The organism is Bacillus sp. FAU18 (assembly GCF_056033885.1).
Map to the genome: position 1 here is coordinate 204,490 of NZ_JBVYHZ010000004.1, position 24,285 is coordinate 228,774.

Below are 24,285 nucleotides of genomic sequence, written 5' to 3' on the forward strand. Positions count from 1 at the left end.
TGAAATAAATAATAAACAAATATGATCTGATTGAAAGGTCTTTTGACCAATAATGAGTTTTAAAAAAGGGAGAATTTAGAATGTTAGTTTCGCTGAGTTTGTCATCATTATTAACATTATTTTTTATTATGCTTATGGCTTCTGGGATTAGTGGACTATTGTTTTTACATCCGCGAGTACCCTTGAGTTTTGTTCGCATTCATATTGGGATCTTGGCTTTACCACTTTTGGTTTCCTTACTGATTCTTGCCAATAGTGGTGTGAGTGGAAATGTTGGCCCTTGGCACTTAGATTCCTTAGCTTGTTTAATGACTTTTTTTGTTCTTGCAATTGGATTCATCATTCAGCGTTTTTCTGTACGTTACTTAATGGGGGATCGATCTTATCGAAAATATTTTATGCTTTTTACTTTCACAACAGGAGCTGCTTCAATGACATGGTTAAGTGGTGATCTCCGCTTGATGGTTCTATTTTGGGGAGCAACTCTTGTTGGTTTAACCTTACTTATTAGGTTAAACAGTGCTTGGCAAGTGGCTAGTGAAGCAGCCAAAATTTCTGGACGGTTATTTTTGTTAAGTTGGTTTTCTTTGTTTTTTGCGATGATGTGGCTTTTTCATGCCACAGGTCAATGGCAGTTATCATTGGTTGTAACAAATGAAAGTTTAGCTGGGCTGGGAGAATGGGAGAGAACAGGGATTCAGCTATTGATTGTACTGGCGGTGATCATTCCTGCAGCTCAATGGCCATTCCAAAGATGGTTGGTTGAGTCTATTGTTGCTCCAACCCCTGTTTCTGCAATTATGCATGCAGGTTTAGTAAATGCTGGAGGAATAATACTAACTCGATTTTCACCGCTATTTCATGGTGGTATCGCTTCGATTATCTTACTTCTGCTTGCTGGCATTTCTGTATTGATTGGAACTGGAATTAGTTTAGTCCAGGTTGATTATAAACGCCAGTTAGTAGGCTCCACGATTGGACAAATGGGGTTTATGCTCATTCAGTGTGCATTAGGCGCCTATATAGCAGCCATTATTCATCTTATTTTACATGGTTTATTCAAAGCTACGTTGTTTCTACAAGCTGGTTCAGCAGTAGGGCGTCATGAAGTATCGGCTCGTACTAATGAAAGAACATCCTATATATGGGTCATGGCTGGTCGGATTTTATCCTTAGTTATAGGCGTTGCTTTTTGGCTCGCTGCTCCTGGAGAGGGGTATCAATTCATTAGTGCGCTGATCTTAGGGTGGTCATTGTCCGTTTCTTGGACTCAGCTTGTCGCTTTTGGAGAGGGCCGAATTGGCCGAATTGCCGGCTTAACTGTTTTAGGAGGAGCAGCCCTCGTATATTTTATCATTCATAACCTTTTCTATAAGTGGCTGCATACAACCATTTTTCAAAGTGTTCAACCTCCAATGTCAGCTGTCATGATTGTCGTATGTCTCTTACTATTTGGCAGTGCTTTAGGTACGTGGGTTGCTCGTCATCGTTCTTCCGTTTTTTTCGCGGTACTCTATCTTTGGTTAGTTCGATTAGGTGAAGCAAAACCAAAGTCAGTAGAGAGTCACCCAGACTACCTTAAACAATATATTTCATAAGGAGCTAATCTGAGATGGGCATTACATCCGTATTAACGAAAGATAATGTAAAAAAGATAGATACAGATATTGATGTTCAAGAAAGGGATCTTAACGTTTTCATTACATCTGCCAGCCGGGTGATTGCGCCACTTTGGCCTATTTCTACATTTGCTGCACGTAATCCGTGGATGGGACTTGAAAACCAACCTTTTGATCAGGTTGCAAGTTGGTTGAAAAACACTCGCGATGTTGATATATACCCTAGTGCGTCTATGATCCGTTCAGCAAAGAATAAAGGTGAGATTGATGAAGATTTTGTGGAAATGGGGCTGCAGCATTGGCTTGATTCACATTCCTATCACATCCCACGGGACGTGGCAGATCGATTTTGTCATGCTGCATTAAAGTTAGATCCCCTGCCTTCCGACCTTTTATCATCACATGAGCTGGAGAAATTAGTAGATGAATGTAGTGGATTGGATCATATCGAGAATGTTTTTATGCAACCACTAAGTTCGCATATAGAGAATCAAGATGGTGAAAGGCTAGTCAATATACTAGATCATCATGTCATTAAGTGGAGTAAATTATATCTTGATGACTCTCAAGCAGGCTGGACAATGCCTAATCGTGAGGAAGGTTTCTATCGTGCTTGGCAGCATCTCATTCAATATGATCCAGCACTTAGCAAAAAGCAGCGAGAAAGGGTAAAGGGTTGGCCGAAAGAGGCACATTTGGCTTTACAGGAAGCTTTATTCGCACTAGAAATCCCAGAGTCAGAAATCCAGACTTATCTTGAAGGTCATTTACTTTCATTACCTGGATGGGCAGGGATGATGCTTTGGCGCTCCCAGCAATCGAGCCACGAACATGCACTCCTAACAGAATATTTAGCGGTTCGAATATCCATGGAGTGGGCTCTTATAAAGCCATACTTACCTTTGACTAATGAACGATCTAAGAAAACAATTTCAATTGCTCCCCTTATAGCAGCTTGGATTCATTGGGGTGGGCTTACATTAGAAGAATGGTCACAGATGACGGCCATTGAACAAAACGAATATTTATCATTTGCCTACAGCTTTGATGAGAAACTTCGCAAGAAACTTTGGTTAGAAGCTTGGGAACAAACATACACTGATCGATTAAGCCAGAAGATCATCTCGAAACAACGTGAAACCGGCCGTAAAAAATCTGCATTAGCTCAATTAGCATTCTGCATCGATGTACGATCAGAACCTTTTCGTCGTCAACTAGAAAAAGAAGGCCCGTTTGAAACGATTGGTATTGCTGGTTTCTTCGGGGTGCCGATTGCAACTTGTGAACTTGGCAGTAAACACAGTCATGCTTCCTTGCCGATCATACAAAAACCGCAAAATAAAATAAAAGAGTTCGCAGATGAGGATGTATTCAAAAAATACAATCAACGGAAGCAAGCAATTCATTCCTTAAGCCATACCTTTAAAACGATGAAGCAGAATGCGCTCTCGAGCTTACTACTGCCTGAGCTAAGCGGACCTTGGCTTACTCTGCAAATGGCAGCCCGTAGCTTTGTGCCAAGAAAGGCGGGTCATTTCATTCGTAATCTCCGTGAGGCTTGGTTGCGCAAACCTGATACAAAACTCTCGCTTCATCATGATGCTACAGAAGCAGAAATACCTGTGGGTTTTACTGATGAAGAAAAAGTGAACTATGCTCGCCAAGCATTAAAAATGATGGGATTAACGGAAAACATCGCACCATTGGTCGTGATTTGCGGGCATGGCAGTCAAAGCACTAATAATCCTTATTCTGCAGCCCTTGATTGTGGTGCCTGCGGTGGAGCGGCTGGTGGATTCAATGCAAGAGTTTTAGCTGCTTTATGTAATCTTTCAGAGGTACGGGAAGCTCTTTTAACTGAAGGAATTAAAATCCCTGAGGATACGGTTTTTGCAGCAGCTGAACATAATACAACGGTGGATGAATTACATTGGCTTTATGTACCAGAGCTTTCCGAAGCTGCACAAGAAGCATTTGAACAAATTGAAGCCGTTATGCCGAAAGTGAGACATCATGTAAACGCAGAACGTCTGGCCCAATTACCGAATTTCCAATCGAAGCTAAAAAATCCGAAGGCTGAGGCAAACCGATTTGCGGAAGATTGGAGTGAGATACGTCCGGAATGGGGACTGGCTCGTAATGCCGCTTTTATTATCGGTAAACGTGAACTAACTCAGGATTGTGATTTGGAAGGCAGAGCCTTTCTCCATAATTATGATTGGAAGCAGGATGAAAGCGGTGAACTCCTAGCAAATATTATTGCAGGACCTGGAACTGTAGCCCAATGGATTAATTTACAATATTACGCATCAACGGTAGCGCCTCATTATTACGGCAGCGGAAATAAAGCAACTCAAACCGTTACTGCAGGTCTCGGCGTTATGCAGGGGAATGCAAGCGACTTGTTAGCCGGACTGCCTTGGCAATCGGTCATGGAATCAGATCACGAGGCCTATCATTCTCCTCTTCGTTTATTGATACTCATCCAAGCACCTAGAGAATATGTAGAACGGTTATTAAATCATGACTCAGCATTTCTGCAAAAAGTTCAAAATGGATGGGTCCGACTGGCTAATATTGATCCAGAAGGATGTTGGGAAAGCTGGTAATGATGAATCTAAGCATTTATCAAATGGATTTGTTATTCAAAATAAAAATGATAAACATAAGGAAGAGGTGTGCTGTATGAATGTAAACCAAAATAAAAAAGTATTATTTTTGACGGATATTGAAAACGGTTTGGAGCCTATTTTACAAGAAGCGACTAACACTTCTGCAGAGAATATGTTGACTATACAAAGCTATGGTGCCAGTATTTCACATCCTTATGGAGAAATCATGAGGTCTGTTATTTTTGCGATTTACCAGGAAGATGTTGAGGAGATTTTTGTAGTAGGAACAAAAGACAAGAAGACTTCCGCAGGTAATGGACTAACTCAACTTGAAACAATGAAAGATAAAATACAAACATTGGATTATCTCTTTCAAAATTGCAAGCCTGAATTTTTAGGTGGTACGGTCGATGAATGGCTAAATGAAAATAACAGTGACACCATTGAAAAAAGTGTTGATATGATTCGACATCATCCCCTAGTGCCGTCATATGTTAAAGTTAGAGGTTTATTCGTTCATCATAAGGATGGAAAACCCTCAATCGTGGAGGTTCCTGATGTTAAAACAGGTCAAGCCTTACCTGATCATTGCTTGTCATGATGAAATACAGGTTCAACTTCTAAACGCACCCATATATGGAGAAAGCAGTTCTAAGGAGATTGTATGAGCGCTAATTTAACTGATTTTGTCACGAAAACAATAGAGGACATGAACTCGTTTGATCGTGAAAATATGGAATGTATGAAAAAACTAATTAGAAAAGCAATTGATTTTTATCATCTAAAGTCTTATGAAGAAGTTGAGGAAACCCATTCAGGAAACGTTCGATTTTTGCATGTCCACTCTATGATGGAAGAAAATATGTTATCCAAAATGATAGTGGTCACAAGAAACGGTAAAACTGATTTGGATATTGAAGGTGTATATGAAGGATATGTTGTAAGAGAATATTAATGAGACGAAATCACAAATAGAATATGCCAATTTTTTTGCTCAGGAGATGTATTAGATATGAAAAAGTCGAAGGGTTCTATTGAATCAGAGATCAGTAAGTCCATTACTCAATGGGAGAAGGATTATCTTGGGCGGGGGTCTGTATCTGTTAAGACTGATATACTGCGGGACATGATCATCGTCAATTTAAAAGGGATTTTAACACCAGCCGAATATGTAGTTTGTGGATCAAAAGAGGGTATGTTATCTATCAAACAAACTCGTTCGGAGTTAGTCGAATCAGGTATAGAAGGCCTTAAGGATATTATCCTTAAAATAACCGGAGAAAAAGTGAAAAGTTTTCATACTGATTTAAGCTCCCGGACAGGTGAACGAGTGATGGTGTTTAAATTATGTAATGATCTAGAGAAAAATTTGGAAAAGATCTTATAATCTAAAGAAATTAAAATGTTTTGACGGTATGGAATCTGTTGTGAATTGAACATAATGAACTGCCGCTTCTTTTGTTTTACAATTATGGCATCATTGATAACTTTTATTCATATCCTAAGCGGACAAAGAGATGTCAATTCATAGTATACTGTTTTGTTATTCCTGTCGAAAGATCTAACATCCGCTGTTGTTATGAGCGGATGTTTTTTCACATCTATTTTAAATACATGAATTTGATGATGGTAATTAGTCACTTGAACAATACTAAATTCATTTTAATTGCCTGCCGGGTTCCTCCAAGTGTTTAGTGACATGATTATGAGACCAATTTCGTAAAGCTTGATGATAAATTTAAGCGGTGAACAAAATTGATATGCTGTCTTCAGTTTCATTTCACGGAATTGTCAGAGATAAACCTTTAATTAAATATATCCAAAAACGGATTGACATATCGGAATATAACGATATAATAATCGATATGGAACCAATTGAAGTATTCAAAGCCTTATCAAATGAATCAAGGCTGCAAATTTTGCAATGGCTGAAAGAACCGGATCGTCATTTTGCACCCCATGAAGGGATTGATATGAACACAATCGGGGTATGTGTCAGTCAAATAACAGACAAATTGAAAATGACGCAATCGACGGCTTCCCAATATCTTACCATCCTTTTAAGAGCCGGCCTAATTAAGGCGGAGCGAATCGGAAAGTACACGTATTACAAAAGAGATGAAGAAGCCATTGGGAAACTTGCTGACTTTCTTAAAACAGAGATATAAAAATAAACATCAAAAGATGTTTATTTTTACACCATACATATCGACATATTACGATGTGTTTATTTTTTATAATAACATATCGATAATTCGTGATATGTTTATTAATAATTAAGGAGTGAATGTTTTATGTCTAACACTTGGAAAATTTATATTTTAGCCATTGTCAGCTTTTTAGTTGGAACCTCAGAGTACATCATTTCCGGAATTTTGGATCAAATTGCTCATACTCTCGGGATCACTTTAGCTGCCGCGGGCCAGCTTATTACCATTTTCTCACTTGTATATGCTCTTTCTACACCCGTACTTATGGCGTTGACAGCAAGTATGGATAGACGCAAATTGATGATGTATGCCCTAGGTTTGTTTGTGTTCGGTAATGTCCTGGCTTTTGTACTGCCTGGTTATGGATGGTTTATTGCAGCGCGGATCATTATGGCGATGGGAGCAGGTGTGGTGGTTGTCACCGCCTTAACGATTGCCGCTAAAATTGCATCGGAAGGGAAGCAGGGAAGTGCCATCGCTACGGTCGTGATGGGATTTACCGCTTCTTTAATCATTGGTGTTCCGCTTGGAAGAATGATAGCAGTAGCATTAGGCTGGAAGTCTGTATTTGGAGCCATTGCTTTGTTGGGATTGATCGCAATGGTCGTTATTTTCTTTACTCTTCCGCATACTGAAGGGGATAAGCCTGTGCCTTTGCTTCAACAGCTTGCTCTTTTCAAAAAACGGAAAGTGGCTATGGGATTATCAATCACTTTCTTCTGGCTCGGGGGATATTCTGTTGCTTACACTTATTTGTCACCGTATCTCTTGAACATCTCAGGTATAAATGGCAAGCTGCTCAGTGGTGTTTTGCTTATATTTGGAATTGCCAGTTTGGTTGGATCAAAGTTTGGGGGATATAGCACCGATAAATGGGGAGTGTCCTTTACACTCGTTGGCGGGATGACGTTGCATATCGTCACACTGATTCTGCTGTCACTTGTTACTCATTCCTATATCGGAGTGTTGGTGATTCTCATATTATGGTCGTTTGCCGCATGGTCCACCGGTCCGACACAGCAATTTCACCTGGCTACAATAGAACCGGAAATGTCAGGTGTTTTGCTTAGCATGAATCAGTCAATGATGCAATTCGCCATGGCGGTCGGCGCAGGAATAGGAGGGGTTTTTGTGGAAAACGTATCATTGGCCTCGATTACCTGGGTTGGTGCGTTAGGGGTTATGATTGCAATTATTACATCATTGACGATTTTTCATTCACAACCGAAACAGACGTTAAAAGATATCAATCAATAATTTCGAAAGATCTAACATCCGCTCGTTATACAAGCGGGTGTTTTTTTAAAAAGCTCAAGTAGAAGGCACACTGAAGCTGAAAGGGATTTTTGCCGACAGAGAGCTGAAGCACAGCAAGTTATAATATACTAGGAAGGGAAATAACGGTATGGCGGAAGGGTTCTAGCGCTTCCCGCCTGTAAGATCATTATTTTGAAGATGTGTCATCGTGAATAATCAAGAGAAGTATATTGAAATTAGCAGGATATCACAGTACGTCAATAAATTGAGAGGGTATTCTGTGCTAATTGATGGTACCGAGGTGGGAAATATCAAAGATAGAGGGAGGCTGCGAATTGATTTGCAGCCTGGTGAACATGTTATTCAAGTGAAAGTTGATTGGTGTACAAGCCAAATATTGAGGTTTAACTTAGCAGAAGGAGAAGTGTTGAAGTTTAGGTGTGGAAGTCCGATCCGAGGATGGAAGTTGCTTTTGGTGCTTTTTACTGTTTTGGCACGTCCTGAAAATTATCTGTTTATCGAGCAGGAAGAAGAGAAAAAAGCTTTGTGGTGACTTTGTTGTGTGAATAAATAGGAATAAATAGATTAAATACCCCTGAATTATGTTTTGTGAAAGATTGATATAAGCGGTAGCCTTCTCAATGTCGTTCTCGGTTGGAGAAGGCTGCGTATAAGAAATTCTCGGACTTTGCGGATAGACCTTCCGATTTCAGGATTAATGTCTTCTGGGTGGATGAGTCCGATTTCATCATGGTATCGCAGTGTTTTTGTTGATACTTTGCATATCTTTGAAAATTCGCCGATCGATAGCCGAGTGATCACCTCTATGCTCCAAATGTACACCTTTCCGTAAGGGCAAAGTTAAATGTGAAAATAAAACTGTTCCAAAGTTAATCAGAAATTTATTTTCATATTGTATCCTTTCAGTATCAAGTGAAAGGAGCATCATATGAAAACATTATGGAAAGTCCTCAAAATTGTTTTTGTCAGCTTGGCTGCTTTGGTTTTGCTTGTATCCGTCTCGGTATTTATTTATCACCATTTCCAGCTAAATAAGGAGGCGGCACTGCTGAAAGGTAAAGGCACATTAGTCGATGTTGACGGTAAAAAGATGAATGTGTATCAAGAGGGAAGCGGGAAGGATACGTTTGTGTTTATGTCCGGTTCGGGGATTGCTGCGCCTGCTTATGAAATGAAGGGGCTGTACAGCAAGTTTTCAAAAGAAAATAAGATTGCTGTTGTAGATCGGGCAGGTTATGGATACAGTGAAGTGTCTCACGATGACAGAGATATTGATACGGTATTGGAACAGACGAGGAAAGCGCTTATGAAAAGCGGAAATAAGCCTCCTTATATTTTAATGCCTCATTCGATATCCGGGATTGAAGCGATGTATTGGGCACAGAAATATCCTAAGGAAATCAAGGCCATTATTGCGATGGATATTGGATTGCCCCAGCAGTACGTCACGTATAAATTGAGCGGAGTTGACAGATTGAAAGTGAGAGGGTTCCACCTGTTAACCTCGATTGGTTTTCATCGGTTTATGCCTTCCGCTGTATATAATCCTGAGGCGATTCGGCAGTCGTTTTTAACTGATGAAGAAAAAGAAATCTATAAAGCCATTAACTTTAAGCAATTTTTTAATGCAGATATGGAGCATGAGCTTTTACAGTCTTACCAAAACGGCAGCAAATCTGTGAATCTGCCGGCACCAAAGGAAACTCCCGTCTTGATTTTAGATGCGGTCTCTGACCAAAATAGACATTCAAAGTATGCTATACAAAACCGAAAAGATTATGAAGCGTTTGCGGCTCAATTCAATACTGCCGATATAAAGGAACTGAGGGGAACACACAGTATTTATTTATATCAGCCTGATCAAATATATAAACTGTCCATGGAGTTTATGAGAAAGGTTCGCTAAGATGAAGGGTTATCATATTTTAATCGTTGAAGACGATGAGATGATTGGTGATTTGCTGCAAAAGATTTTGCAGCGTGAGGGATATCGTGTGATATGGAAAACAGATGGAGCGAATGTGCTTTCGGTGATTCAGAAGGTGGATTTGGTCATTATGGATGTGATGCTGCCGGGTGAAGACGGGTATCAAATGTCTGCAAAAATCAAAGAGCTGGGGCTGGGCATTCCGGTTATTTTTCTTTCGGCCCGTAATGATATGGACAGCAAGCTTCAAGGTTTGCAGATCGGCGAGGATTATATGGTAAAGCCCTTTGATCCGAGAGAGCTGCTATTAAGAATGCGGAATATGCTTGAGCATCATTATGGCACCTTTACGCAAATCAAACATTTGTATATTGATGCGGTAACGAAAAAAGTGTTCAATGAAAGCCTGCATGATGAGGTATTGTTTACTGCGATTGAGCGGAAAATTTTCTTTTATTTATATGAAAATAGAGACAGTATCCTGACAAAGGAACATTTCTTTGAATATCTATGGCAGCTCGAAGATAGAAACCCGAATATTGTCAATGTGCATATTAAAAAAATCAGAGCTAAAATCAATGATCAAGCGGGTGAGATGATTGAAAATATATATGGAGAAGGGTATCGGCTGAATACCGTTGTGAAGAAATGAAGCTCAAGACAAAATATCAGTTGTTATTGTTTACGGCCGTCATTAGTGTTCCGATGCTATTGCTGGCGGTCAGTGTTTTGATGTCGGTGATTTATGACAGCATGTTTAAAACGATGAATCATGGTATGCCCTTTCACAGGTCGTTTGCGTACCCGGCAATGATCGTTGTATTTTTGATATCACTCTTATTGTTAGCTTTTTTATTTTCAAAGTCGATTCATTCTCTATTGCATAAAATCAATCTATTAAATCAAACCATTCGGCATTTGGCAAGTGATCAAAGGGTGCCCGATAAAATTGAAGTGAAGCGTGCTGATGAAATCGGGGAACTGATCAAGTCGGTCAATTTGTTAATTGAACGGACGACATATCGTGAACTGGAGCTGAGACAGCAAGAGGAAATCAAAAAGGAGCTTTTGCAAAAACTGCGGCATGACATTAATACACCTTTAACGGCTCTCAGGCTGCAGTTATTTTATTTGGAAGACCAATGTCATGGTCAGGCTGTATTCGAATCATTGTACCAGCAAATCGAATATATCTCGGAATTAACCAATGAATTCAATCTATATTCCGCTGAGACGCTGGAAAGCTCTTATATTGTAAATGAAGAAGTGCGTCTAAACGAGCTATTAGAAACAGCGGTGAAAAAGTGGGATTATTTATACAGTATGAGTGGGATTGAGCTGCACTATAAGCCGGCAGATTCAGATGTGATATGGATGAGCAACGCGTTATGGATGCAAAGGCTGTTTGATAATATTTTTCAAAATACGTTAAAGCATTCAAAAGCTGAAAAGATGGAAGTCACGATTGAACATGGCGATGTTTTTATTCGTGATGACGGCATTGGATTTGATCGGAATGAGAGCAGTGAGGGACTTGGGTTAAAGATTATTGAGGATACATGCAGGCTGCTTGCGATTACTTATGAGCTGCATACAAATGATAACGGAACGGGGTTCTTGTTTTCAAAAGAGTGACCCCGCTGATGTTTTTCTTTCTCCTATAAAATTTATATAATAGGGAGAAAGAAATGGGGTGAACATCATATGTTTAAAAAAATCATCAAAACGATTAAGTACCTCTCAAGCAGTTCTAGTGACCGATATCGCAGACACCGGCATTACAGCAGCAGCCGGCGCAGACATTATCGCAGCTACAGCAGCAGCTCAGGCAAAAGAAGACACTACGACCGTTATGGCGGCAGTCATCGTTACAAACGCCGGAGCTACAGCAGCAGTTAATCGAAAAAAGTTCTTGTTCCGCTATTTGGGACAAGGGTTTTTTTATGTGACCGATTGAATGGCCCGGTTTAGATCCTCGCGAATGGAAGCGGTGTGCTGATACTCTTCCTCGATGCCCAATAATCTTTTCAGCAGCAGGGTTACTTCCTTTGTCAGTGTTAATTCCTCCAGCCAAGTGCCGTTTTTCTTCTTTTTTCCTTTATATTGAGAGTACAGCAGGAATAACAGCGTTTCTCCGAGATCGAAGAAGTCATCCTGTTTTCGTACCTTTATTTCCTCCATTTCTTCAGGCGTCAATTGTTTGGCAAGGCCGAAATCGATGAGGCAGAGCCTGCCGTCATTGATGATGATATTAGGCGTTCTGATGTCGCTGTGGAAAATAAGGCGATCATGCAGGTATTCTATAATCTCAAGCAGCTGCGAAATCAGTTGTAACGCCATAAGCTCTGTGAACGGCTGTTTTCGAAAAAATAATAATTCTTCTATATTTTCTCCCTCAATGAACTGCATGACATAATAAGCCTGTCCGTCTATGATGAACTCATCTATGAAGCCCGGAATTTGCGGGTGGTGAATGCTTTTGAGCAGTTTTATTTCCTGCTGGAACCGGACTTTTTCTTTTTCCTTTTTCGCTTTTGTCGTCCGAAGCTGTTTTAAGACATATGGTGTTTGAGTTAGGATATCGGTGCACAAATAAACCAAACCGTAGCCTCCCATACCGAGGCACTCTTCGATTTTGTATTGATGATTTAAGATAACGCCGTTCTTTAGAGGGCGGTCAAATAGCAGTTTTTTTAGAAGTTTTAATGCCATGTCTGCACTTCCCTTGGTTGTACTGACTATAGTTTACCTTCTAGACGGAGAATAAAAAAGAGCCGGATAACCGGCTCGGTATAAGTTAAAACTGCTTTGTCACGTCGTATTCATAATCTATTTTTGCTTTTACGTTGCTCATCGTCGATCTGGCTGTCGCTAATGTATTATATTTAAAACTCCATACCTTTGCCACACTGAGTTGATCTGACAAAGAGATATCATAAGACCCTGAAGTCGAGCTGTTTACAAGAGCACGGCGCCATTCGTTGTTTTCGCTCGTCATGATCAGGTGGCGTGTATTTCCCTGGCTTGGTGTTTGAGTGGCGGTGGTTTGAACTCTGGTTACAATGGCATCACGCGGTATCCCGGATTGGTTTGTTAAATCAACCTTGATCACGCTGGAGTCAGAACCTGAGAGGCTAAGGCTTGTATTTCCTTTATTTTCAGCAACGCCGCTGAATTGGAATGTTCCGCTGCCTGATTTGATTCGGTCTTCAATTGAAAGTGTAAAATACATGTTTCCGGTATAGGTGCCTCGTGACACTTTCACATAAAAGGTATCTGTCGTGTTTTGGGCGTCTGCATTTGCATAAATAAAAGAAGAAAACGTGTTAGGGTTAATGACTTCTGTCCCTTGAGAAACAGGTATTCTATTCTTATCATAAATTTCAATCTTCATCCCTGTATACGCGCTCTGGTATGTACTCCTCACGTATACTTTTTCTCCCTTATTAGCCGTAAAAGTGAAATAGGCTTCATCTTGACCAGCTTCCAGTATTGTTGTATCGATATTTTTATATTTCCAATAACCGATCGGCATTGCGGTATCAAATGAATTGTTTCCTGTGATAGCAGTGACTCCGACAGCTGATGCCGAATACGTAAAGGTGAATAAGACAGACAGCATAACAGCGAATGGAATAAGCCATTTTTTCACCATGCAAACAACCTCCTTTTATTTCCATCATACATAATAACGATTTAGGTGTAAATAAATGTTTTTTGAGGTTAATATATACATTATCTTTGCCGATAAAAAAGAATAAGAGAGAATACTCGGGAGGGAATTCAATGCGTCTGAATCGGCAATTTATCCGCACTCAGCTGATGGCACAGAACATATTGAGCAAGAATGCGCCTGCCAAACGGGAGAATGCGACTGAAAATCCAGCGGCAGTTCTGGAAAAGGCATACAGCAGGCTTAAGTCACAATCTTCAACTGGGGGAATCAATCAGTTCAATTATTCTAAAACCAGCGTGTCGGGAAACAGCGGGACGTTCAGCAAAGTGTATCAATCAGTGAATGATCGAACAGTGACAGACACAGGGGAAGAAACAGTGATTCAATCCCAAAACCCCTATGAATCTGAGAGTGATATCAGAATCAAAATACTAGATGAAAAATACAGCAGGATGAATGCGATTAACAAAACAAAGTCTGATCCATTAGGCTATATTAAGGATAAGTACCAAAATTCAAAGTCTCCTTATTTCAGAAGTGATCTGTCAGCTGCAGAAAGACAGGCCGCTTACGATAATGAAACAGAATGGTTATTCAAAGGGAAGGCGCAAAACTATAACCTTCAGGATGCTGCGTTTCGGAATGTCACATTTCATGGGGAAGTGGAAGCTGAGAATGAAAAGGTGTATCAGCGGGGACAGGTTAACCAGCAGCTGCAAGTGCTGTTGAATCGAAACCATATTCATATTCCAGAGGGGACAGAGCTGACGTTTACGATTACGCCGATTGACTATCAGGTGCGGGTGAGCGGGACAGACGATCAGGATCTGATCAAGCAAATTGAGCAAGTGCTGCAATCTGGAGACAACAGCAAAGAACTATTTTTACACATCATGAAAAGCCAAAGCAGTGATTCGACACAATTTTCCGAAAAGGCCTATCAAAAGTATCAGGCAGCTCGTGAGATGTACGAAGTCACAGGCTACCATTTGAAGGATTTAGAAGTGATTGATGGGCGGTACGTCACGCCTGAGGGACGTGACTTAATAGATGTATATAAGGAAGAGCTTGAAAAAGATCCAGTGCAGAAACAAACGGCTTCTTATGCTATATCTTACTATCGTTCAGAGCTCAGTAAAATCGCGGAAGCCGGGTATAATGCCATTCCGGATTTCATCCTCTCAATTGATTACAGCAATGGATCTCTGAGAGATGTGGGACAAAGCAAGAGCTACGGGACCGGAGATACCGGGTGGCTTGAAGCATTAAAGCGTCAAACGGGTGTGAATTATTAAGTAAGCTGTTCATGTAGAACAGCTTATTTTTTATGAGAATCTAAGGGGGGTATTAATTTCAATATTCAAACAATTTTATTATTTTTATATAAAAGATTTTAAAAGAAGTGAACGATTCAAAACTCTGAACAAAGGTGTTTACCTGAAAAAAACAATTGTATTTTCCAGAGAAATTTATTATGATGAAATAAGTAATTTAGGAGATTATATAACAATTTTAAGTTTGAATTTTCTGATTGTTATCACTGATTCATGTGAAGGCAAGCAGGTCTGCTGTTTTCTCATTTATGAGTATTTTGTTAGGAGGAGGAAGAGGAGTGGCAAATAAAGAATTAAAGAGGGGCCTGGGTGCGCGCCATATTCAGATGATCGCCTTGGGCGGTACGATCGGTGTTGGCTTGTTTATGGGTTCTGCCAGCACGATTTCATGGACTGGTCCATCTGTCCTTCTGGCCTATGCAATATGCGGAATTTTTATCTTTTTTATTATGCGTGCGATGGGTGAAATGCTGTATGTCGAGCCGAGCACAGGTTCTTTTGCGACGTTCGGCCATCAATATATTCATCCGATGGCAGGTTATATAACAGCATGGAGCAACTGGTTCCAGTGGATTATCGTCGGCATGTCAGAAATTATCGCTGTCGGTTCTTATATGAAGTATTGGTTCCCGGATTTGCCTGCTTGGATACCTGGTATCGTGGCAATGGTGATTCTTGGTGCGGCGAATTTAATTTCTGTTAAGTCGTTTGGGGAATTTGAGTTTTGGTTTGCGATGATTAAAATCGTGACAATTATCTTGATGATTATTGCGGGAATCGGAATTATTTTCTTCGGTTTTGGCAACGGCGGAGATGCGATCGGTTTGTCGAACCTGTGGTCTCACGGGGGCTTCTTTGCAGGAGGTTTCTCAGGTTTCTTCTTTGCACTGTCTCTTGTCATTGCGGCCTATCAAGGAGTTGAGCTGATCGGGATTACAGCGGGTGAAGCGAAGGACCCGCAAAACACGCTAAGAAATGCGATTCAAAGTATTATCTGGCGTATTTTGATTTTCTACATTGGCGCTATTTTTGTGATCGTGACGGTGTATCCTTGGGATGAGCTCAACTCACTCGGAAGTCCGTTTGTGTCTACGTTCTCGAAAATCGGAATTACGGCAGCGGCCGGCATAATTAACTTTGTCGTGATTACTGCTGCAATGTCCGGCTGTAACAGCGGTATTTTCAGCGCGGGCCGCATGCTGTATACACTGGGTGTCAATGGACAAGCACCGAAATTCTTTAAGAAGATTTCACGCAATGGTGTGCCGCTGTATGGCACAATTGCGGTGCTGATCGGTTTGGCTGTCGGTGTTGTACTGAACTATATCGCGCCGCCGAAGATCTTTGTCTATGTATACAGCGCAAGCGTGCTCCCAGGGATGATTCCTTGGTTTATCATTTTGATCAGCCATATCGGATTCAGAAAAGCGAAGGGTGCTGCATTAGATAAACATCCATTCAAAATGCCGTTTGCTCCTTTTACAAACTATTTGACGATTGCTTTCTTGCTGATGGTTCTGGTTGGCATGTGGTTTAACGATGATACTCGTATCTCCCTGATTGTAGGCGTGATTTTCTTAGCGCTTGTGGTCATTAGTTATTATGTGTTTGGGATTGGCAAACGCACGCAGGCCAATTTGACAAAAAGCGAACAAGCAGCTGAATAACGATAAAAAAGAGACATTCACGGATGTCTCTTTTTTTATTTTTCACGTATGGATTTTCCCTATTTTAGCAAGCTATAGGGTAAAGATAGCAGAAGGAAAGGTGTTCATAAAATGGATGTTACACTCGGTTATTTGCGCGAATCACTTTCGAATCATCTAGAAAATGAAGTCTGCCAGCGTATTTGCAAGAAGATGCTGGCGAAGCGTTATGCAAATGAAGAGGAATTTGTAAAAGACTTAGATGATAATGAAATGTCTTTTTTGAATCATGTATTAGAAAAAGAAATTAAGTATGCCCAGAATGAACAGGATCAAAAACGGGCCAAGGAATTAAACGAGGTGTATGAATTACTGCTTTGAGAAAGGCGGGTAAGAAATGGGAGCAATTGAACGAAGCGGATATACATTTCAGCCGGAGTTTAGCGTTGTCCGTCAAAACGGAGCCATCCATGTGTACCATCAAGGAGAATTTGTGGAAGAAATCGAATTTGAATTTAACGGGGAATATCCCGATCATGATTTGATTGAAGAGCTTGTGAATCATTATTGTTTTGAGCATGAGATTTAGAGCCCTGCCGTGCAGGGCTCTTTTATTTAGGATCTGATCAGGCCATACTTTTTCAGGATATCCACGGTGATGTTTTTGGCTTTTGTGCCGGAATCATCGACATTGGTGACAAAGACATAAGAGCCATGCTCTGTTTTGATGAATCCGACAAACCATCCTAATCCCATATCTGTCAGGCGGGTTCCGGTTTTCCCGTAGAGCGTGTAATGATCGCCTTCCTCTTGAATCATCATGCGCTTGACGGTTTTCATTACCGGCTTGTCAAATGGAAGCTCCTCTTTAAATAGTTTCTCCAAAAAGGTTTCTTGTTCCAGCGGAGATATTGTGAGCGAGCTTTGCAGCCAAAACTGGTCGATTCCCCCGCTGATATCCTCGTTGCCGTAAGATAGTGTATGAAGCCATGTTTTCATTCTTTCCTCGCCGATATCTCTCGCTAATGCCTGATAATACCAGATTGCGGATTCGCGCATGGCCGAGCCAAGCGTATGGTCGCGGTTCCATGATTCGAATTCACGCTTGACCCCGTCCCATCGTTTAACATCGTATTCATCTCTTACAGCTTTGACCTGCAAACCGATTAAAGCGTTCACGACTTTAAAGGTGGATTGCGGAGTTTGTCTTTGATTTGCCCGTTTTCTGTTATAGACAAATGTCTGATCCTTTTGTAAATCGTGAAGAATGAAGGTTCCATCCGTATCCTTGAATTCGTCATCGACATTCATTCTGCTGACATTCAAGTGTTTTTCATGAGCAGATGATGCTGCGTGGACGGAGAAGCCGCCGATCCCTGCAATACTCAGCACAAGCACAACATATATCCATTTTTTCATTTTGTTCTCCCCTTCGTTTTGATTAACTACCTTTTCTCTATTTGGTTTGTTCTTCCTTTAAAAAATAATCAAAAAGCGCTTAAATTTGGTTTTGTAAACAAATACTGTTACTGGGTTTATAGTCGGAAGATAACGTGAAAATAGAGGGTAAAAAGGAAGGCAGGGTAAGCGGATGAATGAGCAGATTCCACATGACAAAAGTCTCGATAACAGTCTGACACTGCTGAAGGAAGGGTATTTATTTATTAAAAACAGAACAGAGCGCTACAATTCAGATCTGTTTCAGGCCCGTTTGTTGGGAAAAAACTTTATTTGCATGACTGGCGCTGAGGCGGCGAAGGTGTTTTATGATACGGATCGATTCCAGCGACAGAACGCTTTGCCTAAGCGGGTGCAGAAATCGCTGTTTGGTGTTAATGCGATTCAGGGAATGGATGGCAGCGCGCATATCCATCGGAAGATGCTTTTTCTGTCATTGATGACACCGCCGCATCAAAAACGTTTGGCTGAGTTGATGACAGAGGAGTGGAAAGCAGCAGTCACAAGATGGGAGAAGGCAGATGAGGTTGTGTTATTTGAAGAAGCAAAAGAAATCCTGTGCCGGGTAGCGTGCTATTGGGCAGGTGTTCCGTTGAAGGAAACGGAAGTCAAAGAGAGAGCGGATGACTTCATTGACATGGTCGATGCGTTCGGTGCTGTGGGACCGCGGCATTGGAAGGGAAGAAGAGCAAGGCCGCGTGCGGAAGAGTGGATTGAAGTCATGATTGAAGATGCTCGTGCCGGGTTGCTGAAAACGACTCCCGGAACAGCGCTGCATGAAATGGCTTTTCACACACAAGAAGATGGAAGCCAGCTGGATTCCCGCATGGCAGCCATTGAGCTGATTAATGTACTGCGGCCTATTGTCGCCATTTCTTACTTTCTTGTGTTTTCAGCTTTGGCGCTTCATGAGCATCCGAAGTATAAGGAATGGCTGCGGTCTGGAAACAGCCGGGAAAGAGAAATGTTTGTGCAGGAGGTCCGCAGATATTATCCGTTCGGCCCGTTTTTAGGGGCGCTTGTCAAAAAAGATTTTGTATGGAATAACTGTGAGTTTAAGAAGGGCACATCGGTGCTGCTTGATGTATATGGAACGAACCACGACCCTCGTCTATGGAATCATCCCGATGAATTCCGGCCGGAACGATTTGCGGAGCGGGAAGAAAATCCGTATGATATGATTCCTCAAGGCGGGGGGCACGCTGAGAAAGGCCACCGCTGTCCAGGGGAAGGCATTACAATTGAAGTCATGAAAGCGAGCCTGGATTTCCTCGTCCAGCAGATTGAATACGATGTTCCGGAACAAACACTGCATTACAGTCTCGCCAGAATGCCGTCATTGCCTGAAAGCGGCTTTGTAATGAGCGGAATCAGACGAAAAAGTTAAATTAAAAAGCTCTCTTCCTTTATCGAAGAGAGCTTTTTGATTACTTCTTTTTTTCATCGTAGTATTGGACGGGATACATGGAGCCTTCTGATACCATTTTGTTGTCCTCGATATCTTGCGGGTCCGGGTGGCCGGCTTTATCGACTGGGAACGTTTCCATGTCTGGCTGTTTTGTTATTTTCATCTTCATGCTGTGAATGAATTCTCTTGCCTTTTGGCGATTTGACGGGTCTTTTAATAGATAAGAAGTGATGCCGACAGTTGAAACAGCGAGACCTGAAAGTAACAGCTTTTGTTTCATGGTGATACTCCTTTCTATTTTAAGAATAGTGTTTCCTGTATCATTCCCGTTTTGGAAATAGCTAAACCTATTGTGTTTTTATCATTGGGGTTCACAGTAAATTCCATTTAAGAAGAAACTAGTGACTTCATTCCTGTATTGGAAGGTAATATACATTGACTTATTATAGTTTCAGTCAAAATTCGATAAATATTGACAAAGTAAAGTAATCAGAATAATAATATAATTGGCAAGAGAATGTCATCATACATGAAAGGTGTTTACGATATGAATCAATTGCATCGAAGAATGGGAACGTTTTCCCTCATGATGGTCGGGCTCGGATCGATGATCGGTTCAGGCTGGCTGTTCGGGGCTTGGCGTGCGGCTCAAATAGCAGGGCCAGCTGCTATTATTTCATGGGTTATTGGAATGGTCGTCATTTTATTTATTGCTCTTTCTTATAGTGAACTAGGTTCTATGTTCCCTGAAGCGGGGGGAATGGTAAAATATACGCAATATTCACACGGTTCGTTTATCGGTTTTATTGCGGGCTGGGCCAACTGGATTGCGATTGTGTCCGTCATTCCGGTTGAAGCGGTGGCCTCCGTTCAATATATGAGTTCTTGGCCTTGGGAATGGGCGAAATGGACAAGCGGTTTGGTGAAGAATGGAACGCTGACTGGGGAAGGACTAGCATTTGCCTCTGTATTGCTTCTCATTTATTTTCTGCTGAACTACTGGACAGTCAATCTATTTTCGAAAGCGAATTCATTAATTACGATTTTTAAAATTATTATTCCGGGTCTTACGATTGGAGCTTTGCTGTTTGTCGGATTCCACGGAGAAAACTTTACTGGCGGTCAAAGCATTGCGCCGAATGGCTGGGCAAGTGTGCTGACGGCGGTTGCCACTTCAGGTATCGTTTTTGCGTTTAATGGTTTCCAAAGCCCGATTAATATGGCGGGAGAAGCAAAAAATCCGGGGAAATCAATTCCGATTGCGGTTGTCGGCTCTCTTTTCGTTGCAACAGTGATTTATGTCCTGCTGCAGATCGCCTTCATCGGAGCGGTGAATCCTTCTGATATTGCTCACGGCTGGAGCCATCTGAATTTTAATTCTCCTTTTGCTGATCTGGCGATTGCGCTGAATATTAACTGGCTTGTTATTGTGTTATATGCAGATGCATTTGTATCACCGTCTGGAACAGGGATTACGTATACGGCGACAACGTCCCGAATGATTTACGGAATGGAAAAAAACAAATACATGCCGAGTATATTCGGGAAGCTTCATCCGATTTACGGCGTTCCGCGACAAGCAATGTTCTTTAACTTGATTGTGTCGTTCATCTTTTTGTTCCTGTTCAGAGGGTGGGGCGTATTAGCGGAAATTATTTCCGTTGCTACGTTAATTTCTTATATCACCGGCCCGATCACAGTGATGACATTGAGACGGACGGGGAAAGACCTGTACAGGCCTCTTCGTTTAAAAGGCTTAAGCGTGATTGCGCCGCTTGGATTTATCTTTGCGTCACTGGTGCTGTATTGGGCACGCTGGCCGTTAACAGGACAGGTTCTGTTTATTATCCTGATCGGTCTTCCGATTTATTTCTATTATCAGGCGAAGGCGAAATGGAAAGGGTTTGGCCGGAACTTTAAAGCCGGCGTCTGGATGGTGTTTTATCTGCTGGCCATGATGGTCATTTCTTATTTGGGCAGTGATAAATTCGGCGGCCTGAATGTCATTCATTATGGCTGGGATATGGTTCTGATTGCGATGGTATCACTTGTATTCTATGTGTGGGCGCTGAAGAGCGGCTACCAGACAGAATACTTAAAGGATGCGAAAGAGATAAATTCTCAGCTGCATAATGGACAGTCAGAAGCTGCTGCCGGAAAAGAATAAAATATAGAAGAAAACCTTGCGATAGTTGTCGCAAGGTTTTTTTCGTTTAATAACCCTTTTTTACTTTGTGGAAAAGATCAGGATAGTTGGTGAACACTCCTGTTACGCCCCAATCAAGGAGGCGATGCATATCTGCTTCATTATTGACTGTGTAAGGATGAAGCAGGAGGCCGTGGCTGCGGATCATACGGACGTTTTCTTGATTTAAAGCTTTATAATCCGGGCCCGCACCGACAGCGTATGTTTTGATTTCTTCCAGGGCAGCATCTGTCATTGACGCCATTTGTTTGGCTTCCAGCAATTGAACGGTCGGCAGGTTTGGCTGTAATTGATGGACTTTTACCAGACTTTCTTTGCTGAACGATTGAATGATCACCTGGCCTGGCTTAGAATGCTTCCCCAGTAATTTATGTTTCTGCAAAGAAGCGATCAGTTTTTCTTCCATACCTGGGTAGGTGTCAGGCGATTTTGTTTCAATGTAGTAGTTCGCGTGCTTTCCGAAACGGTCTAATACCTCTTCTAATGTAGGAACTTTAAGGCCGACGTACTGCGGCTTTGCTTTTTCCGGATAGGCTTCATTAAACCAAGAACCGGCGTCAAGCTTCTTAATGTCTGCGAGCGTATGGTCTTTCACCCAGCCCGTTCCGTTTGTGGTGCGGTCCAGTTTTTCATCATGCATGACAATCAATTTTCCGTCTTTTGTCATTTGCAGATCCAATTCAATATAATCAGCTTTCATTTTCTGAGCGGTTTCGTAAGACAGAATCGTGTGCTCAGGCACATATCCAGAAGCCCCTCTGTGCGCGACGGTCAGGATACGGTCAGGTGACAGCAGGTTTCCTTTTGACGCTGCCGACACTGGCGTTACCATAAATGAGAGTAAGCCCAGCGACAGAACAAACAAGGCCAGTATTCTATTTTTTCTCATGATTTCTCCTCCTTATAGATAAGCACTACCTGTCTTTCATATTAAAAAACGGATGTAAACGGCGTGTTGGAAAACTATTAATCTTTTATGTGTCTTTCTTAAACATGCTCTGCCCGTTTTCCTGTATTCCACGTCAAAGCCAAGAAGACGATGGCAAGAATGCAGGAAGAGATCAGCATGATAAAGCCGCCGTTCCAGTTAAAACGGTCAACGACAAAGCCCATAATGGCGTTTGCGAAAGCGGATCCGCCGATGTATCCGAAAAATCCGGTCAAACCGGCTGCAGTTCCGGCTGCTTTTTTCGGTGCTAGATCGATCGCTTGCAGGCCGATTAGCATAACAGGTCCGTAGATTAAGAAGCCAATGCTGATTAAGGCGATATTGTCTACGAGCGGATTGCCGGCCGGATTCAGCCAGTACACCAATACGGCAATGAAAACACCCGCCATAAACAAAACGCCTGCCGGTGCCCGGCGGCTTTTGAAGAATCGGTCACTGATCCAGCCGCACAAGATCGTTCCCGGTATGCCTGCGTATTCGTAAAGAAAATACGACCAGCGCGAGTCTTCAGGAGAAAAGCCTTTGGCTTCTGTTAAGTAAGTAGGCGCCCAGTCAACCACGCCGTACCGCACGAAATAAACAAATACATTGGCAAAAGCGATGTACCAAAGAAATTTGTTGTTCAGCACATATTGAAAAAGAATTTCTTTTGTTGTTAATTCTTTTTCCTGATTTTTAAAAGCGTGTTTTGGATAGTCATTCCGATACTCTTCAATTGGCGGGAGTCCGCAGGATTGAGGCGTATCACGAACCAATAAAACAATTAAAAATGAAATGATAATGGCGATGATGGCAGGGAAGAAAAACACGCTTTTCCAAGTGACGAACATCGCGATCCCAAGAGTGACAAGCGGAGCAAGAATACCGCCGCCTATGTTATGGGCGACATTCCAGATCGACATTTTTGTGCCGCGTTCACTTATGGAGAACCAATGGGCCATCGTCCTGCCGCATGGCGGCCAGCCCATTCCTTGAAACCATCCGTTGATAAACATAAAAATAAACATGATGGTGACGCTCGAAGTCACCCAAGGCATTGAAACGAATAGAATATTAACGATTGCTGATAAAAATAGGCCTGTCGCCAGAAAATATCTCGGATTACAGCGGTCAGACACCATTCCCATGATGAATTTGCTGAAGCCGTACGCAATGGACACAGCGGCCAGCACCAAACCCAGTTCTGTTTTCGAAAATCCCTGTTCCTGCAGATAAGGAATGGCAAAGGCAAAGTTTTTCCGCAGCAGGTAGTAGCCTGCGTAGCCAATGAAAATACCAATGAATACTTGCAGCCTGAGCCGTTTGTATGCCGCATCCATCTTTGAATCATCCAGTCTCTCAATGTGAGGAGCCGGTTTAAATATATTAAGCATTAACAATTATCCCCCTTTGCTGTTTGTGCTGGATGTGTGGCGTGCCTCCTTTCCCGAAAAACAAAAAGAGCCAGAAAACACCCCTTGTCAAAAGGGGTTGGATTCCTGGCTCTCCTCATCTCCATCCAAGCTATTAACTTATCATGATAGCGCTTTCTTAAATTATCATAGTCCGGAGCGAATGTAAACGGGTAATTTTCAAATTGGACCTTATGGAAGTAAATATTATCCTTTTACTAAATGCAGTTATGTTTTTTTACTAGTAACATAAAAATCTGGAGGGAGGCTGTTTAAAGGTGGATGAATTAGATATCGCATTCTTTATTTTACCGTTAGGAATTATGCTGCTATCGATTGTCGGGACCTGTATTTGTAAAAACCCGTATCTGATGCCAATGCTTAGTTTGGTGATTTCTCTTGTGCTCACCTTTACCATTTTTAATGAATCATTTTTGGGATGGGCTGTTGTCTATAGCTTGTTTTCTCTGGCTTTATCCTATATCACATTGATTGTGGTAAGGAAAAGGAAGGAATCAGGAAATTAAAAAGACCTCACTTTCTAACATATCGTTGACTAAAGCAACTATAT

25 protein-coding genes and 1 pseudogene are annotated in these 24,285 nt (G+C 41.6%); 19 read left to right on the forward strand and 7 right to left on the reverse strand.

The window, feature by feature from the left end; all coding sequences use genetic code 11:
* The first annotated feature begins 80 nt into the window (after positions 1-80).
* The 8 genes from AC0OMU_RS12165 to AC0OMU_RS12200 all read left to right on the forward strand — a co-directional run bounded on the left by AC0OMU_RS12165 (position 81) and on the right by AC0OMU_RS12200 (position 8,251).
* The gene (locus AC0OMU_RS12165) at positions 81-1,598 is read left to right on the forward strand and encodes an NADH dehydrogenase subunit 5 (protein WP_063335965.1); all 1,518 of its coding nucleotides are present in this window, start codon (positions 81-83) and stop codon (positions 1,596-1,598) included.
* Positions 1,599-1,612: 14 nt separating this feature from the next.
* Positions 1,613-4,228, forward strand: a complete 2,616-nt coding sequence (locus tag AC0OMU_RS12170; RefSeq protein WP_474241205.1) for a DUF2309 domain-containing protein — start codon at positions 1,613-1,615, stop codon at positions 4,226-4,228.
* A 76-nt stretch (positions 4,229-4,304) separates the two neighbouring features.
* Positions 4,305-4,832, forward strand: coding sequence for a carbonic anhydrase (locus AC0OMU_RS12175; protein ID WP_474241206.1), 528 nt, complete (start codon positions 4,305-4,307; stop codon positions 4,830-4,832).
* A 63-nt stretch (positions 4,833-4,895) separates the two neighbouring features.
* Positions 4,896-5,186, forward strand: coding sequence for a DUF6407 family protein (locus AC0OMU_RS12180; RefSeq protein ID WP_015252954.1), 291 nt, complete (start codon positions 4,896-4,898; stop codon positions 5,184-5,186).
* Between the two features lie 57 nt (positions 5,187-5,243).
* The gene (locus AC0OMU_RS12185; protein ID WP_003246482.1) at positions 5,244-5,618 is read left to right on the forward strand and encodes a Na-translocating system protein MpsC family protein; all 375 of its coding nucleotides are present in this window, start codon (positions 5,244-5,246) and stop codon (positions 5,616-5,618) included.
* A 478-nt stretch (positions 5,619-6,096) separates the two neighbouring features.
* The gene (locus AC0OMU_RS12190; RefSeq protein WP_003234907.1) at positions 6,097-6,399 is read left to right on the forward strand and encodes an ArsR/SmtB family transcription factor; all 303 of its coding nucleotides are present in this window, start codon (positions 6,097-6,099) and stop codon (positions 6,397-6,399) included.
* A 126-nt stretch (positions 6,400-6,525) separates the two neighbouring features.
* A complete protein-coding gene (locus AC0OMU_RS12195) occupies positions 6,526-7,698 on the forward strand; it encodes an MFS transporter (protein WP_212130880.1) in 1,173 nt (390 codons plus the stop codon).
* 208 nt (positions 7,699-7,906) lie between these two features.
* Entirely contained in the window at positions 7,907-8,251 is a 345-nt protein-coding gene (locus AC0OMU_RS12200; RefSeq protein ID WP_100506626.1) for a hypothetical protein, read from the forward strand.
* Between the two features lie 116 nt (positions 8,252-8,367).
* On the opposite strand, the pseudogene AC0OMU_RS12205 reads toward AC0OMU_RS12200, so the two are convergent.
* Positions 8,368-8,517, reverse strand: a pseudogene (locus AC0OMU_RS12205) (MerR family DNA-binding transcriptional regulator); the annotation flags it as partial.
* Positions 8,518-8,647: 130 nt separating this feature from the next.
* On the opposite strand from AC0OMU_RS12205, the gene AC0OMU_RS12210 reads away from it, so the two are divergent.
* Genes AC0OMU_RS12210 through AC0OMU_RS12225 form a run of 4 tightly spaced genes read left to right on the forward strand, consistent with a single transcriptional unit; the run spans position 8,648 to position 11,603 of the window.
* Entirely contained in the window at positions 8,648-9,625 is a 978-nt protein-coding gene (locus AC0OMU_RS12210) for an alpha/beta hydrolase (protein WP_015382623.1), read from the forward strand.
* 1 nt (position 9,626) lies between these two features.
* Positions 9,627-10,298 carry a two-component system response regulator YbdJ gene (gene ybdJ / locus AC0OMU_RS12215; RefSeq protein WP_367148140.1) on the forward strand — a complete coding sequence of 224 codons (672 nt, stop codon included), beginning with the start codon at positions 9,627-9,629 and terminating at the stop codon, positions 10,296-10,298.
* On the forward strand, positions 10,295-11,281 hold the full coding sequence (ybdK, locus tag AC0OMU_RS12220) for a two-component system sensor histidine kinase YbdK (protein ID WP_181218108.1): 987 nt from the start codon (positions 10,295-10,297) through the stop codon (positions 11,279-11,281). The genes ybdJ and ybdK overlap by 4 nt, the downstream gene beginning before the upstream one ends.
* Positions 11,282-11,339: 58 nt before the next feature.
* On the forward strand, positions 11,340-11,603 hold the full coding sequence (locus AC0OMU_RS12225) for a hypothetical protein (protein ID WP_015482726.1): 264 nt from the start codon (positions 11,340-11,342) through the stop codon (positions 11,601-11,603).
* Here the strand turns inward: AC0OMU_RS12225 and AC0OMU_RS12230 are convergent.
* Together AC0OMU_RS12230 and AC0OMU_RS12235 are read right to left on the reverse strand one after the other, a co-directional pair.
* Positions 11,588-12,358 carry a serine/threonine protein kinase gene (locus AC0OMU_RS12230; protein ID WP_100506628.1) on the reverse strand — a complete coding sequence of 257 codons (771 nt, stop codon included), beginning with the start codon at positions 12,356-12,358 and terminating at the stop codon, positions 11,588-11,590. The two genes, AC0OMU_RS12225 and AC0OMU_RS12230, sit on opposite strands and share 16 nt — an antisense overlap.
* An 85-nt stretch (positions 12,359-12,443) precedes the next feature.
* Entirely contained in the window at positions 12,444-13,301 is an 858-nt protein-coding gene (locus tag AC0OMU_RS12235; RefSeq protein ID WP_015382628.1) for a hypothetical protein, read from the reverse strand.
* A gap of 131 nt (positions 13,302-13,432) precedes the next feature.
* Here AC0OMU_RS12235 and AC0OMU_RS12240 point away from each other — a divergent pair, with 131 nt between their 5' ends.
* The 4 genes from AC0OMU_RS12240 (at position 13,433) to AC0OMU_RS12255 (ending at position 16,891) form a co-directional block, all read left to right on the forward strand.
* The gene (locus AC0OMU_RS12240; RefSeq protein WP_181218110.1) at positions 13,433-14,617 is read left to right on the forward strand and encodes a DUF4885 domain-containing protein; all 1,185 of its coding nucleotides are present in this window, start codon (positions 13,433-13,435) and stop codon (positions 14,615-14,617) included.
* Between the two features lie 317 nt (positions 14,618-14,934).
* A complete protein-coding gene (locus tag AC0OMU_RS12245; RefSeq protein ID WP_015252942.1) occupies positions 14,935-16,323 on the forward strand; it encodes an amino acid permease in 1,389 nt (462 codons plus the stop codon).
* Positions 16,324-16,434: 111 nt separating this feature from the next.
* A complete protein-coding gene (gene csgA / locus AC0OMU_RS12250; RefSeq protein ID WP_003234887.1) occupies positions 16,435-16,683 on the forward strand; it encodes a sigma-G-dependent sporulation-specific acid-soluble spore protein CsgA in 249 nt (82 codons plus the stop codon).
* 16 nt (positions 16,684-16,699) lie between these two features.
* Entirely contained in the window at positions 16,700-16,891 is a 192-nt protein-coding gene (locus AC0OMU_RS12255) for a DUF5370 family protein (RefSeq protein ID WP_003234886.1), read from the forward strand.
* A gap of 26 nt (positions 16,892-16,917) precedes the next feature.
* Here AC0OMU_RS12255 and blaOXA read toward each other — a convergent pair whose 3' ends face one another.
* On the reverse strand, positions 16,918-17,721 hold the full coding sequence (gene blaOXA, locus AC0OMU_RS12260) for a class D beta-lactamase (protein WP_063335973.1): 804 nt from the start codon (positions 17,719-17,721) through the stop codon (positions 16,918-16,920).
* 172 nt (positions 17,722-17,893) lie between these two features.
* On the opposite strand from blaOXA, the gene cypC reads away from it, so the two are divergent.
* Positions 17,894-19,147 carry a fatty-acid peroxygenase gene (gene cypC, locus AC0OMU_RS12265; RefSeq protein WP_474241207.1) on the forward strand — a complete coding sequence of 418 codons (1,254 nt, stop codon included), beginning with the start codon at positions 17,894-17,896 and terminating at the stop codon, positions 19,145-19,147.
* A gap of 40 nt (positions 19,148-19,187) precedes the next feature.
* Here the strand turns inward: cypC and AC0OMU_RS12270 are convergent, their stop codons facing one another.
* Positions 19,188-19,448, reverse strand: coding sequence for a hypothetical protein (locus AC0OMU_RS12270; RefSeq protein WP_003234883.1), 261 nt, complete (start codon positions 19,446-19,448; stop codon positions 19,188-19,190).
* A gap of 267 nt (positions 19,449-19,715) precedes the next feature.
* Here AC0OMU_RS12270 and AC0OMU_RS12275 point away from each other — a divergent pair, with 267 nt between their 5' ends.
* The gene (locus tag AC0OMU_RS12275) at positions 19,716-21,335 is read left to right on the forward strand and encodes an APC family permease (protein WP_309529910.1); all 1,620 of its coding nucleotides are present in this window, start codon (positions 19,716-19,718) and stop codon (positions 21,333-21,335) included.
* Positions 21,336-21,381: 46 nt separating this feature from the next.
* On the opposite strand, the gene AC0OMU_RS12280 is transcribed toward AC0OMU_RS12275, so the two are convergent.
* Both AC0OMU_RS12280 and glpT read right to left on the reverse strand, forming a co-directional pair.
* On the reverse strand, positions 21,382-22,263 hold the full coding sequence (locus AC0OMU_RS12280) for a glycerophosphodiester phosphodiesterase (RefSeq protein ID WP_124060143.1): 882 nt from the start codon (positions 22,261-22,263) through the stop codon (positions 21,382-21,384).
* A 98-nt stretch (positions 22,264-22,361) separates the two neighbouring features.
* On the reverse strand, positions 22,362-23,696 hold the full coding sequence (gene glpT, locus AC0OMU_RS12285; protein ID WP_003246460.1) for a glycerol-3-phosphate transporter: 1,335 nt from the start codon (positions 23,694-23,696) through the stop codon (positions 22,362-22,364).
* Positions 23,697-23,992: 296 nt separating this feature from the next.
* Here glpT and AC0OMU_RS12290 point away from each other — a divergent pair, with 296 nt between their 5' ends.
* Positions 23,993-24,241: a YbeF family protein gene (locus AC0OMU_RS12290; protein ID WP_015382635.1), complete on the forward strand. Its 249-nt coding sequence runs from the start codon at positions 23,993-23,995 to the stop codon at positions 24,239-24,241.
* Positions 24,242-24,285 lie beyond the last annotated feature (44 nt).